At 41.6% G+C, this 17,244-nt stretch carries 13 protein-coding genes; 7 read left to right on the forward strand and 6 right to left on the reverse strand.

Annotated features, from left to right (window positions below; translation table 11 throughout):
• Positions 1-119 precede the first annotated feature (119 nt).
• Positions 120-1,316, reverse strand: a complete 1,197-nt coding sequence (pstS, locus tag DSM106972_RS04895; RefSeq protein WP_127079414.1) for a phosphate ABC transporter substrate-binding protein PstS — start codon at positions 1,314-1,316, stop codon at positions 120-122.
• A 469-nt stretch (positions 1,317-1,785) separates the two neighbouring features.
• On the opposite strand from pstS, the gene DSM106972_RS04900 reads away from it, so the two are divergent.
• The gene (locus DSM106972_RS04900) at positions 1,786-2,373 is read left to right on the forward strand and encodes a biotin transporter BioY (RefSeq protein WP_127079416.1); all 588 of its coding nucleotides are present in this window, start codon (positions 1,786-1,788) and stop codon (positions 2,371-2,373) included.
• A gap of 25 nt (positions 2,374-2,398) precedes the next feature.
• A complete protein-coding gene (lspA, locus tag DSM106972_RS04905; protein ID WP_127079418.1) occupies positions 2,399-2,872 on the forward strand; it encodes a signal peptidase II in 474 nt (157 codons plus the stop codon).
• A gap of 79 nt (positions 2,873-2,951) precedes the next feature.
• Here lspA and DSM106972_RS04910 read toward each other — a convergent pair whose 3' ends face one another.
• The gene (locus tag DSM106972_RS04910) at positions 2,952-3,947 is read right to left on the reverse strand and encodes a hypothetical protein (RefSeq protein ID WP_127079420.1); all 996 of its coding nucleotides are present in this window, start codon (positions 3,945-3,947) and stop codon (positions 2,952-2,954) included.
• Between the two features lie 499 nt (positions 3,948-4,446).
• On the opposite strand from DSM106972_RS04910, the gene DSM106972_RS04915 reads away from it, so the two are divergent.
• Positions 4,447-6,717: a transglycosylase domain-containing protein gene (locus DSM106972_RS04915; RefSeq protein ID WP_127079422.1), complete on the forward strand. Its 2,271-nt coding sequence runs from the start codon at positions 4,447-4,449 to the stop codon at positions 6,715-6,717.
• A 90-nt stretch (positions 6,718-6,807) separates the two neighbouring features.
• On the opposite strand, the gene DSM106972_RS04920 is transcribed toward DSM106972_RS04915, so the two are convergent.
• Together DSM106972_RS04920 and DSM106972_RS04925 are read right to left on the reverse strand one after the other, a co-directional pair.
• On the reverse strand, positions 6,808-8,328 hold the full coding sequence (locus tag DSM106972_RS04920) for a DUF4335 domain-containing protein (protein WP_127079424.1): 1,521 nt from the start codon (positions 8,326-8,328) through the stop codon (positions 6,808-6,810).
• Between the two features lie 4 nt (positions 8,329-8,332).
• On the reverse strand, positions 8,333-8,962 hold the full coding sequence (locus tag DSM106972_RS04925) for a DUF3038 domain-containing protein (RefSeq protein WP_127079426.1): 630 nt from the start codon (positions 8,960-8,962) through the stop codon (positions 8,333-8,335).
• A gap of 450 nt (positions 8,963-9,412) precedes the next feature.
• Between DSM106972_RS04925 and DSM106972_RS04930 the strand changes: the two genes are divergently transcribed.
• From DSM106972_RS04930 to rbp, 4 genes are all read left to right on the forward strand, one after another.
• Positions 9,413-9,931: an adenine phosphoribosyltransferase gene (locus DSM106972_RS04930; RefSeq protein ID WP_127079429.1), complete on the forward strand. Its 519-nt coding sequence runs from the start codon at positions 9,413-9,415 to the stop codon at positions 9,929-9,931.
• A 108-nt stretch (positions 9,932-10,039) separates the two neighbouring features.
• On the forward strand, positions 10,040-11,086 hold the full coding sequence (locus DSM106972_RS04935; protein ID WP_127079431.1) for an ABC transporter permease: 1,047 nt from the start codon (positions 10,040-10,042) through the stop codon (positions 11,084-11,086).
• A gap of 14 nt (positions 11,087-11,100) precedes the next feature.
• Complete coding sequence (locus DSM106972_RS04940) at positions 11,101-11,382, forward strand: hypothetical protein (protein ID WP_127079433.1); 282 nt, start codon at positions 11,101-11,103, stop codon at positions 11,380-11,382.
• Between the two features lie 216 nt (positions 11,383-11,598).
• Positions 11,599-11,910, forward strand: coding sequence for an RNA-binding regulator (gene rbp, locus DSM106972_RS04945; RefSeq protein WP_073620704.1), 312 nt, complete (start codon positions 11,599-11,601; stop codon positions 11,908-11,910).
• A gap of 309 nt (positions 11,911-12,219) precedes the next feature.
• Here the strand turns inward: rbp and purF are convergent, their stop codons facing one another.
• Positions 12,220-13,716, reverse strand: coding sequence for an amidophosphoribosyltransferase (gene purF, locus DSM106972_RS04950; RefSeq protein WP_127079435.1), 1,497 nt, complete (start codon positions 13,714-13,716; stop codon positions 12,220-12,222).
• 319 nt (positions 13,717-14,035) lie between these two features.
• Positions 14,036-16,381, reverse strand: coding sequence for a phosphoribosylformylglycinamidine synthase subunit PurL (gene purL / locus DSM106972_RS04955; protein ID WP_127079437.1), 2,346 nt, complete (start codon positions 16,379-16,381; stop codon positions 14,036-14,038).
• Positions 16,382-17,244: the final 863 nt, after the last annotated feature.

Below are 17,244 nucleotides of genomic sequence, written 5' to 3' on the forward strand. Positions count from 1 at the left end.
CAATTCACCCATCAATACTAAAGAAATGTGGGAGCGAACAAAAAGAGGCACGGAGTTATAAGTTAGGAGTTAGGAGTTAGCCAAACTACTAACTATTATTCTTTATCTCCAGCGCGCTACTATGGCTTAGTTGCACTGGCGCCACCAGCACCACCAACGCTAATCTTGTATTCAGCACTAATTGGGTCTGCTGCTGCTGCTACTTTTTGCACTACATTGGCAGGTAAAGGAATGTAACCTAACTCTGTAGCGACCTTTTGACCTTCAGTTAAAGCATACTCAACCATTGCTTCAACTGCTTTAGCTTTAGCTGCATCAGGATATTTCTTGTAAACCAATAACCAGGAGTAGCTAACAATTGGATAAGAATCAGCTCCTTCTGGGTCGGCAATAAACGCGCGCAAGTTCTCAGGTAATGTTACTGATTCTAAAGTTTTGGCGCCTGATTGGTCATCAGGTTTTATGAATTTTCCGCCTTTATTTTCCAAAGCAGCAAACTTAAGGTTGTTTTGCTTTGCATAACCGTATTCAATATAACCAATTGAACCTGCTGTTTGTCCAATTTGCGCGGTTACACCTTCGTTTCCTTTAGCTCCAATACCTACGGGCCATTTTACAGACTTACCCTCCCCAACTTTGGTTTTCCATTCCGGGCTAACTGCGCTCAGATGCTTTGTAAATACACCTGTAGTTCCGCTACCATCAGAACGATATATAACTGTTATCGGTGTATTAGGTAGCTTCGCATTTGGGTTAGCTTTTGCAATTGCAGCGTCATTCCAAGTCTTGATTTTACCCAACAAAATATCAGCGTAAACAGCGCGAGGTAGCTGGAGTTCAGGCACATCTGGCAAATTATATGCTAGTACAATACTACCAGCCGTGACTGGCAACAAGAGAACTCCTTTATCAGCAGGTACCTTGGCAATTTCGTCATCCTTCATTGCTACGTCGCTAGCACCAAAATCTACAGTACCTTTAGTAAACTGCTCAACACCGGCGCCGCTACCAACTGATTGATAGTTGATTTGCAAGTTAGGATATTTTTGATTTAAAGTTTGGAACCATGTTAGATACAATGGAGCAGGAAACGAGGCGCCTGCACCTGTTAGCTGTACATTACTACCTAGGTCAAGCTTACCAGGGGCTGAAGCAGTTGCTTCTTTTGCTGCACCAGGTGAAGCTTCGGCGCCAGGAGTTGCTGTATTTGTGGCTTGGTCTCCACCACCGCAAGCAGCCAAGCTCATTGATAGAGCTAACGCGGGAATAATACCCATGATGCGTTTGTGATTTTTGACAGGGTTAGAGGAAAGCATGGAAGGTAAATTATAAAAAGGGGTTACAGTGCTAACAATATCGTGCGTATCTTAAGATAAGGTTAAAAGAGACAAGAACCATTTGAAAATATTATGTTAACTATGGAACAATAAAGCATACTCAGTATCATTATTTAAATACACGCCAAACATTAACTATACACTGGCTTCAGACTCTTTGCATCAATACTGTCACCTGACTAGCGGCATATGACCTACCGCTCAGTATATGTGATTACACAAGTCATATATATAACTTTGGATATAGTATTTACTCGGTTATAATTCCCATTCTTAGCCATTTAATCGTATCTTATATAAATTTTTGTATCTATTTGATGATAAATTTTGTTAGAACCTAAACGTACTTCTTGGTTCAAAGTCAAAATTAAACAATAGTTAAACATTAAAATTTTGCTTATATATATTGATATTCCATAGAGTGTCTCGTGAAATTCTCTTAAATAGAATGCTAGCTGCGTCCAATCAATTATTATGGTCAATGATTGGCTTACTGCTGACGATGGGGGGCACCTTCCTCGAAGCGTATGTCACTACCCTACCTTGGAACTGGGGTCAGCACGGAATCCAAACTTTTTCTCTAGGAGTTACCTATCAAATTGGTGGAGTACTACTTGTTGGATGTTTAGGTGGTAAAAATGCTGGCGCTTTAGCACAAATTGCTTACTTAGTGATGGGTTTAACCTTACTGCCAGTATTTTCTGAAGGTGGTGGTATTGGTTATATCAAATTATTGCAGTTTGGTTACTTACTTGGGTTTATACCAGGAGCTTGGATTTGCGGTTTAATAGCATTTAAAGCTAGACCACGACTTGAGAGTCTTGCGTTTAGCTGTCTATGTGGTTTGTTCACTGTCCACCTTTGCGGCATTGTCTATCTTGCGCTTGGTTATATATTCCAATGGAAAGGCACAGAAGCACAAACATTGATGCAAGCAATCTTAAAATATTCTTGGTACGCGCTACCCGGACAGCTTATTGTAGTTTGTGCTGTTACTGTTATCGCGTTTATACTACGACACTTAATGTTTTATTAGTCCTTTCCCAAGTCCCTACCAAGTAATGCACCTAAAAAATCGCAATTTCTGGATAGCTGCTCTAACTGCCTTTTTCTTAGACCAGTTGACAAAATACTGGATATTACAAAGTTTTCAACTGCGGCAAACACAACCTTTAATCGCTGGAGTCTTTCATTTTACCTATGTTCGTAACTACGGCGCCGCATTTAGCATATTAGATGGGCAAGTAGAATCATTACGGTGGTTATCGTTAATTGTTAGTTTGGCTTTAATGGCTTTGGCGTTGTTCGGACCCGAATTAAGTTTTTGGGATAGACTTGGGTATGGATTTATACTGGGTGGAGCAATGGGTAATGGAATCGACAGATTTGTACTCGGTTACGTCGTTGATTTTTTAGATTTTCGCCTGATTAACTTTCCTGTATTCAATCTTGCTGATGTATTTATTAATGTCGGTATTGCTTGTTTAATTTTGGGTAGTTTCCAAAAAAGTCCTAGTTCTGACCATCGCCAATAAAAACAATAATCCCGGTAACTTTTACGAAACCGGGATTTTGCAATTTTTGAGTTTAGATCAAAGCTATTGAAAGCAGTTTCTAGTTTTTAAAACCACCAGGTGCTACTTCAGAACCTGAACCAGGATTAACTGCGGGTGGAGTGTTACCAGGTAAAGTCATATTATTTGGTGTGTCTGATGTTGGCGCAGTAAGTTGTTCACTTGTACTGTTTGGGGTCTCAGAACCAGGTGCTTTTAATGGTTCACTAGAACTACCACTTGGGTTAATCTCATTACCTGAACTGCCAGGGGCGCCTGGTAATGGAGTTAGGGGTGCAGTTTGTCTATTGCTACCACCAGCATCCGGAGTTGCACCGGGAGTTTCAATGGTGCTACCAGGTACAGAAGGAGTTGCACCTGGGGTTTCAATGGTGCTACCAGGTACAGAAGGAGTTGCACCTGGGGTTTCGTTGCTGCTACCAGGTAATGGTGTAACTGGAACGGTTTGTTGATTACTGCCACCAGGATTAGTAGTACCTGGTTCTACGGGGTTAACGGTACCTTCAGGACTTGGGGCGCCTGTTGGATTAGTATCACTAGGTGCGCTGCTACCTGTACCAGGTGTAGGTGTGCTACCAGGAGTATTAATGCTACCAGGATTAGTAGTACCTGGTTCTACGGGGTTAACGGTACCTTCAGGACTTGGGGCGCCTGTTGGGTTGGTATCACTAGGTGCGCTAGTACCTGTACCAGGAGTAGATGAATCTGGAGTTGTTGTTGTAGATGGGTCAACTGGAGTACTGCCTCCTGTTGGACTGCCAGTTACACCAGGAGTGTTTTGTTCTGATGAACTACCACCTGCTGGATTCGCATTTGCACGACCTTCACATCGTGAATTTAATGGATAATTTTTACATAAAATTTCCATTACGTCGGGGGCTAGTTCTTTTGGAGGCGCTGCTTGAGCAACCTTGGACTCGTTTTCTCTTTGTGCTTGAATCAACTCTGGAAATTTTGTTGATTGAGCGGAAGCTACGTTGCAAGATAGCGCCAATCCGAAGGCTGTACCTACTAAGGTCAGGAATTTTTCCTTCATATTACTTAACCTCAACACCTCGACACATACTCCGCCCATTAAATCAAACAACGGGTTTTAGAAAATCTTCCCTTATAGGGATGTATCTCTAATAAAAATATGTATCACAACTAATTTATTGGGTGTTGAGGCAATCAAATCATGTAAAATTTATGTCAGCTATATATTGTTTACTAGCTTACACTAACACCAATATATCAGAATATCTCTATATCCCTTAGACAGTGTAACTTAGATATAGACAATAGTATAGAGTATTGGCTCAAGTCAATCAAACAGTTAATGAGTGTATATTTAGTTTTAATAAGTATGTAACATTATTGACAAAGTAATTCTAATTAATAAATTTAATTAATGTATATTTATTTAGTATCTATTGAGTTGGAAACAATTCAGTACAGCCAGCGTCTTGTTAGGCTTGTGATTACAATGGTGGAATAGCTAGCATCGCATGTAAGTAAGTCTAAATTTTAAGTAAAAACCGTGGTGTGAATAGTAGATGAGTTCCCCCCAGCCTCCTCAAAAACCGCAAACTTTGCTTGGTCAGTTGACGCAAGCCGTGCAGACAATTCAAGCTCGAGTCGATTTTTCCAAATTAGCACTCAAGCCAAATGCCAGAGTTCCGGAACTCTGGGTACAAGATGCGGGGGCATCTCAAGCAGAAGTATATCCGTTGCTAGGCGACCGATATATGCTTGGTCGCAGTTCTAAATCCTCCGATATTGTTGTCCGCAACCCAGTGGTTAGCCAAATACATTTGTCGCTGTCACGCGACTCTAGTCAACGGCGCCCAGTATTTTTAATTAAAGATGAAAATTCTACAAATGGTATTTATCGAGGTAAACGTCGCGTCAACACCTTAGAGTTACGTCACGGCGATATCTTGACTCTTGGACCACCGGAACTTGCCGCTTCGGTGCGCCTACAATATGTTGACCCACCACCTTGGTATGTTAAAGCTGCCACGTGGACAGGTTATGGGGTTGGCGCCGTAGCTGGTTTAGTTGCTTTAACTATCGGTGTTGAGTGGTTGAAATTTTCAGTTCGTCCGCTTCCTGGCGCCACACGTTCACCAATTGTAATTACAGCACGCGACGGTATTACTCCACTGCGCGAAACACGAACTATCGCGCACATCGACCTCAAACAGATGGAAGACTTTGGCCCTTACCTAGCTAATGCCGTCGTTGCTTCGGAAGATAGCCGTTATTATTGGCATCCTGGTGTTGACCCATTAGGAGTGTTACGGGCGTTAACTATTAATGCTCGTAGTGGCGATGTTCAACAGGGTGCCTCGACGGTAACACAGCAGGTAGCGCGCAGTTTGTTCCGCGATTATGTTGGAACCCAAGATTCACTTGGTCGTAAGTTTCGTGAAGCTGTTGTGTCGCTCAAATTAGAGACTTTTTACAGCAAAAACGATATTTTGCTTACTTATCTCAACCGAGTCTTCTTAGGCGCCAATACTTCTGGTTTTGAGGATGCATCCAGATTTTATTTTGACAAATCGGCAAAAGAACTAACTTTAGCTGAAGCGTCAATGCTAGTGGCAATTCTACCAGCACCAAATCGATTCGATTACTGCGGCGCCGGAGAGAGAAAATTCCGAACAATCGAATATCGTAACCGTGTTTTGCGGCGTATGCTCGATATGGGCAAAATCAAGCAAGATGAATATAACCGCGCTCGACGTTCACCAGTAGAAATCAGCCCTAAAGTTTGCGAACAGCAGGCAAAAACTATTGCCCCTTATTTTTACGACTATGTTTATTCTGAACTTGAAACAATATTGGGGGCAGATTTAGCGCGAGAAGGCAATTTTATTGTTGAGACGCAACTCGACCCAACAATTCAAACCCAAGCTGAAACAGCACTGCGTAATTCAGTACGTACTTCGGGCGCCCAAGTAGGTTACTCACAAGGGGCAATTGTAACTATTGATACGAGTACGGGTGCAATTTTAGCAATGGTAGGTGGTACAGACTACCGTCGCAGTCAATTCAACCGTGCTTTTCAAGCAAAACGCCAACCAGGTTCAACTTTCAAAATTTTTGCTTTCACAGCAGCTTTAGAGAAAGGATTTTCGCCTTCTAGGTCTTATTCCTGTGATGCTCTACGTTGGCAAGGGTTTTTGTATAAACCTTGTCGGTCGGGTGCTGGTGGTAGTATGAGTCTGGCAACAGGATTAGCTCTATCAGAAAATCCCATTGCCTTGAGAGTAGCACAGGATGTTGGGCTAAACAAAGTTGTCGAAGAAGCAAAACGTTTGGGAATACGTTCACCGCTTGACCCCGTACCTGGCTTAATACTAGGGCAAAGCGTTGTAAATGTATTAGAAATGACTGGAGCATTCGGTGCCATTGCTAACAACGGTTTATTAAATCGTCCCCACGCAATTAGTCGCATTTTAGACAGTAGTGATTGTCCTGACCGTAATAATTTAAAAACCTGTCGCGTTATCTATTCCTACGACCAAGACCCAGATGCTAACAAGCGTGTTCTGTCAAAAAACGTAGCTTCTACAATGACGGGGTTACTTAGGGGTGTAATTACAAACGGTACAGGAAAAGGCGCCGCTATTGGTTTTGGAGAAGCTGGCAAAACTGGTACTACCGATAAAAACGTAGACCTTTGGTTCATTGGTTTTATTCCCGGTCGGCGCCTTGCCACAGGTATTTGGCTTGGCAACGACGAAATTAAACCCACATCTGGTAGCAGCGCTCAAGCTGCACAATTGTGGGGTAATTATATGGGACGAATTGTTAAATAACCTAATGTAGAGACGCGATATATCGCGTCTTCGTTCGCGTCTTCGTTCGCGTCTTCCATTGAAAAGACGTGACATGTCACGTCTCTACATTTATTGATATCCTTCCCAAGGTTGAATTTCTAACGTACCACTGGGTTTAAATGTAACTTCGTAGTGAGCGAGAGGTTGCTTGGTGTCTGGTGGAGCAACGTTAGAACCGTAGATTTCATTAAAAATTTTAGGTAGGGGAGTTTCTCGGTAAAAGTCAAAAGCTCCTTTGTTTAGTGGTTCGTAATCAGCAATTACACCTTCTTTATTCACTGCTACTCTGTATTTTAAGTCAGTGTTAAAGCTTGGTGTACCACCCCAACTATTGCGAAGCGTATCGTATAGTTTTGTATTTAATTCTTTGAGTTGATTTGCATCTTTAATTTTTTCGCCAACTACTTGTGGTGGTTTAGAATAACCCAACCAAGGACTAACTTCTAACACTCCTTGTTTTCTAAATACAACTCGGAACTGAGCGATTGGTTCATTTGTTGCTAAACTTCTTGTTGCAGGGTTGTAGAGCAAATTGGGTAAAGGTGTTTGACTTACTGCGTCATTTGAATTTTTGTTAACTGGTTTATAGCCAAGAATTGCACCATCAGCTCCTACACCCACACGAAATACCACATCTTCATTTAAGGCGCCGCGTCCTGCCCAAGCTGGGTTAATTTGGTTATATAATTGGCGATTTAATGCGCGTAGTTGTGATGGGTCGGTAATTTCTGGAACTGTCTTTAAAAGCGCCTCAATATCTTGAGGTACACCTGGAGTCGCTGCAACTGTTGGTGTTGGTGTTGGTGTGAGTGCAGGAGTCGGCGCCAAAAAAGTGTCTATAGTAGGAGTAGGAGTTGCTGTTATTCCAGGTATGGGAACAGTCGCAGCATCGGTTACTACTGGGGTAGGTGAAACTCCAACCGGAGTTGCCACATTTGGCGTCGAATTCGCTGTTAGACTATTTGAGTCTTTTTGAGCTTCGGGTTGTGGTACCCTTGGTTGCGGTGTGGGAATTAAGCTAAATGCAAGCGCTGCTGCCGCTAAACTCGATAACCCTACTGTTGCTGGTACAATCTGTTTTGTTACAGAGTCACTGGCGCCACCTGGACGTCGAGATGATTGAAGGGCTAAAGTTAATTCTGGCAGTGTTTGGGTATCCGCAAAAAATTGGTCTACCGCTTCAACTAAATCGAACAATTGTACTGTATTGAGTTCGATTTCAACGGGCATTTTAATATCAGAATTAAAAGAGTCAACAGACTGAACAGTTTCTGAACTAACAATTAGTTTGTGGCGATTGCTATCAATTGTGTGCAGTTGTACTACATCAGTATCTTTATTTTCCGCGAGTGGGTTTGGAACATTGCTCAAGAACTCTTGCGCGTAACCACTAACTACACGTACTAAGTTTTCAAAAAATTCACGTCCACCAACTAGGGGTTGCTTTAAACCAGATAAATAGCATTCTACATTAACTAATATAGATAGTTCTGGACGCATTTCTTGGAAATGTGTGGCTTTCGATGCGTCGCTTAAACCTTCGAGAAGCAGGGTGCAATTGGGTAAACTATATTTTCTTTGAATATTCATAATTTTAATTCACTTCACCGTCAAAAAGGCTAATCCAAAACCGTTGCATTCCAGCAGTTCCGGTACAAAATAATAATTTGCCCAGCAAATCAATTGCTAGCTCATCTAGTTTTTCGTCGCTAGTTACAGATAGTACACCCGAACGACGTGGATTCATGCGGCTTTTGAAATGCGCGCGGAACCTTTCTAAGTAGTTCGATAACCGAAGATTTTGTTCGAGTGGTATTTGTTTATCGGTCATTTGCTGGTATATCATCAGCAATTGGCGAATTGTGACTGTTAAGCGACGTGCAATGTAACAGGCTATTACTACTAGGGCTTTTGCTTCCATAATAGTTAAAGGGCGCCGTATATGCGCTCTTCGCATTGGGTTGCTGCTACGCATTCGCCACAAGTTTACTCGGTCTTTAATAATACCTTTGAGGTCTAATTCTTCAGCAAAAGCCAAAATTGCTTCAGAACCTCCTAGCTCTAAAGCTTCAATCGCGAGTAAAATTAGGTCGATTTGCAACCGAGTTCGACGGGGACAATCTTGTCCCTCAATCGCTGGTTCTGGTAAACTGTCCAAAATCATCGGAAGCGACGACGGCATTGAGTTATGGTTATAGGGCGTTAAACTAGCTGAGACATTCATTATAAATACCACTACAAGGCTGCATATGACTACATAAAACTACTTAAAGAGACCCAAGCGTTAACCTTTACACCCTCCTAAGAGCGAAGATAAAGCACTGCCTGATATATACATTAGTTACTCATTCGATTGAAAGGTTTCCGTATACTCAAATCAATGTTTTTATTACATAGTTTACCCACTAAGTTAATCACATCTGACGAATAGAGCTACATCTTACCTGCATCATTCATTATGATTCCTGTTTGATTGCTATGAGCGGGGTGGGTTGTTCCATCCCTAGCTTCGTGTAGATTGGGTTAATCGTCAATGATTCAACTGTAACGGAGTCCGCAAATCAAACGAATACCGTTATAATGGACGATTTGGCGAGACGACGCCATCCGTATATTTAACAAGCGGCGCCGACATCAACTGATTTAATTAAATATATTGTATGGATTTGATTGTATGGATTTAAAGTCATTAATTCGGGACATCCCAGATTTTCCTAAGCCAGGTATTGTATTTCGGGATATTACAACATTACTGCGTGATGCGAAGGGATTACGATACACCATAGATTTACTGAAACAAAGATGTGTTGACGCAAACTTAACAGTCGATTACGTAGTAGGTATGGAATCACGGGGATTCATTTTTGGTACTCCTTTAGCATACGAATTAGGTGCTGGTTTTATTCCGGTACGTAAACCAGGCAAATTGCCAAGTGCCGTCCATTCTATCGAGTACCAATTAGAATATGGTACTGACTGTTTGGAAATCCATCAGGATGCTATTCAACCAGATTGCAAAGTTTTAATCGTAGACGATTTAATTGCAACTGGTGGTACTGCTGCTGCGACCGCTAAACTGTTACAGTTGTGCGGCTGCAATCTGGTGGGATTTGGGTTTATTATCGAGCTACGGGACTTAAACGGGCGAGCGTCTTTACCAAATGTACCGATTATCTCGCTCGTTGAGTATTAAATCATTGTCACAATATATTGACTGGTGCGTGACGCTACGAGTCTTGTAACTACGTTAGAATTTTTTATTAGCGTCACGCACCCTACTATTAACTATTAAATTATCATTATGACAGCAAGCAGGGTTTCTTGGGAATCGGGAAAAGATTCAATAATAAGATTTATAACAAGTGATACTTTTGTATATATCGTTAAGCGTGTGACGCAAGCGCTGTTCACTTTATTTTTTGCGTCTGCATTATCTTTTATCATTATTCAATTGTCGCCTGGTGATTATTTGGATACATTGCGGCAAAATCCGAAAATTTCGCCAGAACGAATTGCGGAGCTAAAACGCCAGTTTGGTTTGGATAAGTCATGGTTTGAGCAATTTTTCCTGTGGTTGGGACGAATTATTACGAGAGGGGACTTTGGACAAAGTTTTGTTTATCAGCGTTCGGTTTCCTCGCTGTTATGGGAACGGGTACCAGCGACACTGTATTTAGCTATTTCCTCGTTAGTCCTAACTTGGGCAATTGCAATTCCTTTAGGTATTTTTGCTGCTGTGAAGCAAAATCGTGCTGCCGACCGCGTTTTGCAGGTGATTAGTTATGCGGGGCAAGGTTTTCCTAGTTTTGTGACTGCGCTCATATTATTAATATTTGCTCAAATTACTGCTCCCTTGTTTCCGGTAGGGGGTATGACGAGTATTTACCACGATGAATTAAATATATTTGGTAAATTTATTGACATTATTTGGCATATGTTTTTACCCACAATTGCCTTAAGTGTTACTAGCTTTGCTGGGTTACAACGCATTACCCGTGGTGAACTGCTTGATGTACTACGACAAGATTATATTCAAACAGCGCGCGCGAAAGGTTTACCAGAAAACCGTGTTATCTATGTTCATGCGCTTCGCAATGCTATCAACCCGCTAATTACTCTTTTAGGATTTGAGCTAGCTGGTTTATTGAATGGCGCCTTTATTGCGGAATATTTCTTTAACTGGCCAGGTTTGGGTAGGTTAACACTACAAGCATTACAAGCTCAAGATTTATATTTACTAATGGCAAGCTTGGTTATGGGCGCCGTTCTGTTAATTATAGGCAACTTGATAGCCGACTTACTGCTTAAAGCCGCAGACCCACGCATCAAACTCGAAGACCTCAATTAGTTAGAACATATATTATGTCTCTCGATTTTTACTATATAATGCGTTCTAAAACTGACGGTAAGTACTTGGCAGCGCGTCCTCATGAAAACGAATCAAGTTACTTGCTGTTATTTAAAGAGCAATACGACGCTTTGAGCTATCTCAATACCCACGCTTCTGAATATGCAAGTCGTTTGGGAATTGAGATGGTTTCCAATAGCCAAGTTCCAGGTATACTCAAACGTTGGGGTTTTATTGGTGTAGGTGTTGTTTCAGACCCATTAATACCAAATATTGAGTTTTTGCAGCGAAGCTAGTCTTCCTTGTTATCAATTGTGAAGCGTATATCTATTTACCACAGAGACACGGAGTACGTAGAGAAATAGATTTCACTCTATTCACCTTGAGAAGAAGCAAACTGTGCTATAATTGCTGACGAGACTTAATTCGGACGACCACGTTTGTTTTCACTATTCACGGACTTTTCTCCGAAATCTAGATCTCTAAACATGCTTAATTTCGGAGAAAAATAAATGTCAATTTATGTAGGCAACCTCTCCTATGAGGTTACAGAAGAGAACTTAAATGCTGTATTCCAAGAGTATGGTACTGTAAAGCGAGTTCAACTACCCACAGACCGAGAAACCGGTCGTCTTCGTGGCTTTGGTTTCGTTGAGATGAGTACAGAAGCTGAAGAAGCAGCTGCTATTGAAGCTCTTGACGGTGCTGAATGGATGGGACGAGACCTCAAGGTTAATAAAGCTAAACCAAGAGAGAACAACAGAGGTTCATTTGGTGGTGGTGGTGGAGACCGCAGAGGCAACTTCCGTAATAACAGATATTAAAATTCCTGGTTTAAGGTCATTTTAAGTAAATTCATCAAAGATAGAAATTTAATTGGAATAATGGTTCAGGTTATATAAAATCTTGGCCCATTTTTGATAATCAAAATTTACTGTCACTTCAAGAGCATTCCAATTCTGCACGAGCATAATTGAGATGCTCTTGTTGTTTTTAGAAGCTTTACTTTTATGACACAGCTATCTCGTACATTAAATACGTAAATTTTTTCTTCAAAGAATAATATTTACAATGGAACGGGCAAGGATGCCCATTCCACAAAACATGATTCTACAAGATAAATTGCGACAGTATTAGACTGTGACTTTTTCTAGGACTAGTTTTGTGCGTTTGACTTGTTCGGGTATGGCTACAGGGTAGTCACCAGTGAAACATGCTGAACAAAAGCTGTTGGTGTCTTCTTGGGTTTCTTCTAGCATTCCTTCCCAACTGAGGTAGGCAAGACTATCTACTTGTAGTTGTTTGCGAATTTCTTCTACAGAGAAGCGTGCGGCAATTAGCTGGTCTTGAGTGTCTGTATCTATACCGTAGAAACAAGGGTGAGTGACTGGGGGTGAGGATATTCGCATATGCACTTCGATGGCGCCTGCGTCACGCAAAGCTTTTACTAGTTTACGGCTAGTTGTACCTCGCACAATCGAGTCATCAATAATTATCACTCTTTTGCCAACCAGAACATCTTTGAGTGGGTTAAGTTTCATTTTAATTCCCGACTCACGCATTGCTTGTGTAGGTTGGATAAATGTACGTCCAACGTAGCGGTTTTTAATTAATCCCTCAGCGTATTTAACTCCTGATTCTTGGGAGTAACCAATTGCAGCAGGTATTCCTGAGTCTGGTACACCAAATACTATATCCGCTTCTACAGGAGATTCAATCGCAAGTCGGCGCCCTAAGCGCATTCGATAGCTATATAATGTTTCGTTGTGCATTAAACTATCTGGACGTGCGAAGTAAATCATTTCAAACACGCATAGTTTTCTTTGTGGCTTTTTGCTCCAATGATATGATGCTAATCCAGCTTCGGTAATCCATACAACCTCACCTGGCTCAACATCACGCAAATAATCGGCACCAATTATATCTAAACCACAAGTTTCTGATGATAATACATAGCGAACCGGATTAGAGCCAATTGTACCTATTACTAGTGGACGAATACCATTGGGGTCACGTACACCCATTATTCCTACTGGTGTACCCACTACTAAACTAAATGCACCTTCACAACGATGAAATGCTTTGATGGCGCCATCTAACCAGTCTAATCCGGCGCCTACCTCCTGCGCGATTGCATATGCTATCATTTCGGAATCAGTCGTTGTCACCAAGTTAATACTGTCTTTTACAAGTTCGTCACGCAATTTTACAGTATTGACTAAGTTCCCATTATGTGCTAAAGCTAATTTACCTAACCGCGTATCTACAACAGCAGGTTGAGCATTAACTCTACGACTAGAACCTGTAGTCGAATAGCGCGTGTGACCGACACCAATTGTACCAGGCAGTTCGCTTAAAACCGATTCGTTAAAGACTTGGGATACTAGACCCATGTCTTTGTATAAATGAACGGTGTCACCAAGAAACGTAGCAATACCTGCTGATTCTTGACCTCGGTGTTGCAGTGCATACAATCCGAAATAAGTCAGTTTGGCAACATCCTCATCGGGTGCGTAAATGCCAAAAACTCCACAAGCTTCTTCTGGCTTGTCGGGTCGTTCATGATAGTTGCTATCCTCGTTGGTTGGTTGGGAATCGCAATCCGAAGTGACGGGATGATTGGGAACCATGCGCTTATATGCTCCTGATGATAAGATGTCGGTCAGTCACAGGGATGAACAATTTTCCAGTTCGGGAAAACTGGAAAAAGTTAAGAGAATTGGAAAAAATCGAAAAATATTCCGTTTGGTAGTGGTGGAAGAACAATTAAATATTTCTTAACCATCCATTAAAACAGTACCGCAAAATCAGTCAAAAGTGATGAATTTTTAGTGCTGAGTGCTGAGTGCTGAGTGCTGAGTGCTGAGTGCTGAGTTGGAACTTTTAACTCCTAACTCCTAACTCCTAACTCCTAACTTTTGACTTTACTCAGCACCCAGCACTTTTTACTCAGCACTCTATTAAAAGTCTTCGTTCGATAGCGTTAAGAAAGTTTGAGCTAATTTCTTCAATCGTAACTCTGATTAAAGTTTGGTTATCAGATGTTGTTACCTGTAAACCTGTGTCGCAATTACCGACCTTGCCAAGTTTTTGCCAATGATTAGCCAAGTTTTTATTTATGTATGATTCCCATTCTATTTGTAGTTCTGGTGGTACAGAGACTACTATTCTGGCGCCACTTTCTCCAAACAGCAATTCATCAGGGCGTATATTAGCTATGTCGCTGGATAGTAATTCTATAGTGGCGCCGCATTTAGAAGCAATACAACATTCTGCAAGTGCTACAGTTAAACCACCTTCCGCACAGTCATGTGCTGAACGTATCCAATTAAGATGAATTCCTTCACGGCAAACTTTTTGGACTCGACGTTCTAAATCAAAATCGATACGTGGCGGTTTACCAGCAATCGTATTATGAATTGTCGCTAAATATTCTGATGCGCCTAGTTCGGTTTTAGATTGTACAGTTACACCTAATAAGTAAATTACATCACCTGGTTTTTGCCAAGCTTGTCCACAAATATTGTTTAAATTGCTGATTGCACCAACCATTCCCACTACAGGTGTTGGATAAATTGCTTGTGGATTTCCCTGTGAATCGAGCGTTTCATTATACAAAGAAACATTTCCACCTGTGACGGGAGTCTCTAATTCGCGACAACCTTCTGCTAAACCTCGACAAGCTTCTGATAATTGCCAGTAACCTATGGGTTTTTCTGGACTACCAAAATTTAAGTTATCTGTAACTGCTAAAGGTTCGGCACCTACACAGCTAAGATTACGTGCAGCTTCAGCAACAACCGCTTTGGCGCCTTCATATGGGTCAAGATAAACGTAACGCGGATTGCAGTCAACAGTAGCAGCAACACCTGAAGAGAAAGTAGAATTTTGTACTCCTTCGAGGGGACGTAATCTTAATATTGCAGCATCGGCGCCACCAGGAAGCATAACCGTATTATTCTGGACTTGATGGTCATATTGACGGTAAACCCAACGTTTCGATGCAATAGTTGGTGTATCGAGCAAAGTTAATAAAACATCGTTCCAACTTAGCTTTTTACCTTGCACCTCAATACCAGATGCTGTACAGTTAGGTAATTTTTCAGGTGTCCATTCCCAAGCTTTTTGGGCATATTCTGGTGGTTCTTTGAGTAATGCGCGCTCATATAAAGGGGTATTTTCTGCCAATGCCGAAGCCGGAATAAGGGCGGCAATTTCTCCCTTGAATAAAATTCGGACTATGGGTTCTTCAATTACGGTACCTGCAACAACTGCTTGAAGTCCCCAACGATGGAAAATATCGATTAACTCTTGTTCGCGTCCTTTGTGTGCCACAAACAACATCCGTTCTTGTGACTCAGAAAGTAGGTATTCATAAGGCACCATTCCAGTTTCCCGCACTGGTACTTTATCTAAATCAAACTCAATCCCCACTCCACCTTTTGCCGCCATTTCAGAAGTAGAACAAGTAATACCTGCTGCTCCCATATCTTGGGCAGCTACGACGGCGCCTGTTTTAAATGCTTCTAAACAAGCTTCAATTAAAGATTTCTCTAAAAATGGGTCGCCTACCTGTACAGCCGGACGGTCATCCATTGATTCCGAACTCAGTTCCGCACTTGCAAAACTGGCGCCTCCCATACCATCGCGTCCTGTTGTGGAACCAACATATAATACAGGGTTGCCAAATCCAGAGGCGCCGGATTTTACTATTTCTGGCGTTTCCATTAACCCTAGTGCCATTACATTCACTAAAGGGTTGCCAGAATAAGCTGGGTCAAAATAAACTTCTCCACCAACAGTGGGCACCCCAACGGAATTGCCGTAGTGACTTATACCAGCAACTACACCTTGAAATAATCTCTGAGTTCTAGAATCCTCTAAGGAACCGAATCGCAGCGAATTTAGTACAGCAATTGGACGCGCACCCATTGTAAAAATATCTCTAAGTATACCACCAACACCTGTAGCGGCGCCTTGAAATGGTTCGACGGCAGAAGGGTGATTATGCGATTCGATTTTAAAAGCTAGTTGTAACCCGTCACCAATGTCTACAACACCAGCATTTTCACCGGGACCAACGAGAACGCGCTTACCTGTGGTAGGGAACTGCTTTAATAAAGGTCGAGAATTTTTATAACAGCAGTGTTCTGACCACATTACACCAAACATTCCCAACTCAGCTTTATTGGGATGGCGCCCTAATCTATTAAATATTTCTTGGTATTCTTCGGGCTTAATACCTTCTTCGGCGATTTCTTGAGGAGAAAACGGAGGTTGTGAGGAGACGGTCATATTGAACTATGCACCATAGGAACAGACGAATATTTTACCTATTTCTGTCGCCACTGTGTTAATTACCTGGGTCTAGAAACCGGGTTTATACACATTCATTGTCGCAGACAAATCGTCATTTTTATAACAGATATTAAAGAAGAAACCCGGTTTCTAAGATTTTAGTCATTTTAACTGATTAGCCGTTATTATATAAAGTATTGGCATAGCTTATTGACATTGTAATTTTGCTTACAGTTATAAATGACATTATATGCATAGGTACCAGAAAAATCTGTATCAAGCATAGCGCTAGGTTTTTTAAGGTTCAAACTGAATAGGTAAATTCAGGCGCCCTTGAAGAAGAGGGATGATACAAAACAGCAGGCGCCTGTGTTGTGATGAGAATCACATTGATACATGATTAAGATCGTCTTCTTACGGTTGTGAAACTGGAATAATAAGGATACTGAACTCTAGCCGAGTCATTAATAGGGAACACACTAAGCGCCGACAGCCTTTTACAAGACTGTCGGTTTTTTGTTTTACACGTAAATCCGTTTAATTGCTTATAATGTGACGCTAATCACAAACTTATATGATATTGGTCGTATCGCGCACAGTATAAGGGGTGCATAATAAAAGACAACTGAACTCTAGCCGAGTCATTAATAGGGAACACACTAAGCGCCGACAGCCTTTGAACAAGACTGTCGGTTTTTTGTTTTTGTACTCACAGCTTTCGTTGTTGACAGTGTGACGTGTATCACAAGCATTGATGATTAAAATCGTATCGCAAACAGAATAAGGGGTGCATAATAAAAGACAACTGAACTCTAGCCGAGTCATTAATAGGGAACACACTAAGCGCCGACAGCCTTTGA

The sequence above is a fragment of the Dulcicalothrix desertica PCC 7102 genome (genome assembly GCF_003991905.1).
GTDB lineage: Bacteria > Cyanobacteriota > Cyanobacteriia > Cyanobacteriales > Nostocaceae > Dulcicalothrix > Dulcicalothrix desertica.

Coding starts and splice junctions, on each gene's coding strand:
- DSM106972_RS04920 (WP_127079424.1), bottom strand. CDS start 8,328: ATGAATATTCAAAGAAAATATAGTTTACCCAATTGCACCCTGCTTCTC.
- rbp (WP_073620704.1), top strand. CDS start 11,599: ATGTCAATTTATGTAGGCAACCTCTCCTATGAGGTTACAGAAGAGAAC.
- DSM106972_RS04930 (WP_127079429.1), top strand. CDS start 9,413: ATGGATTTAAAGTCATTAATTCGGGACATCCCAGATTTTCCTAAGCCA.
- DSM106972_RS04935 (WP_127079431.1), top strand. CDS start 10,040: ATGACAGCAAGCAGGGTTTCTTGGGAATCGGGAAAAGATTCAATAATA.
- purF (WP_127079435.1), bottom strand. CDS start 13,716: ATGGTTCCCAATCATCCCGTCACTTCGGATTGCGATTCCCAACCAACC.
- pstS (WP_127079414.1), bottom strand. CDS start 1,316: ATGCTTTCCTCTAACCCTGTCAAAAATCACAAACGCATCATGGGTATT.
- DSM106972_RS04940 (WP_127079433.1), top strand. CDS start 11,101: ATGTCTCTCGATTTTTACTATATAATGCGTTCTAAAACTGACGGTAAG.
- DSM106972_RS04915 (WP_127079422.1), top strand. CDS start 4,447: ATGAGTTCCCCCCAGCCTCCTCAAAAACCGCAAACTTTGCTTGGTCAG.
- DSM106972_RS04910 (WP_127079420.1), bottom strand. CDS start 3,947: ATGAAGGAAAAATTCCTGACCTTAGTAGGTACAGCCTTCGGATTGGCG.
- purL (WP_127079437.1), bottom strand. CDS start 16,381: ATGACCGTCTCCTCACAACCTCCGTTTTCTCCTCAAGAAATCGCCGAA.
- DSM106972_RS04925 (WP_127079426.1), bottom strand. CDS start 8,962: ATGAATGTCTCAGCTAGTTTAACGCCCTATAACCATAACTCAATGCCG.
- lspA (WP_127079418.1), top strand. CDS start 2,399: ATGCACCTAAAAAATCGCAATTTCTGGATAGCTGCTCTAACTGCCTTT.
- DSM106972_RS04900 (WP_127079416.1), top strand. CDS start 1,786: ATGCTAGCTGCGTCCAATCAATTATTATGGTCAATGATTGGCTTACTG.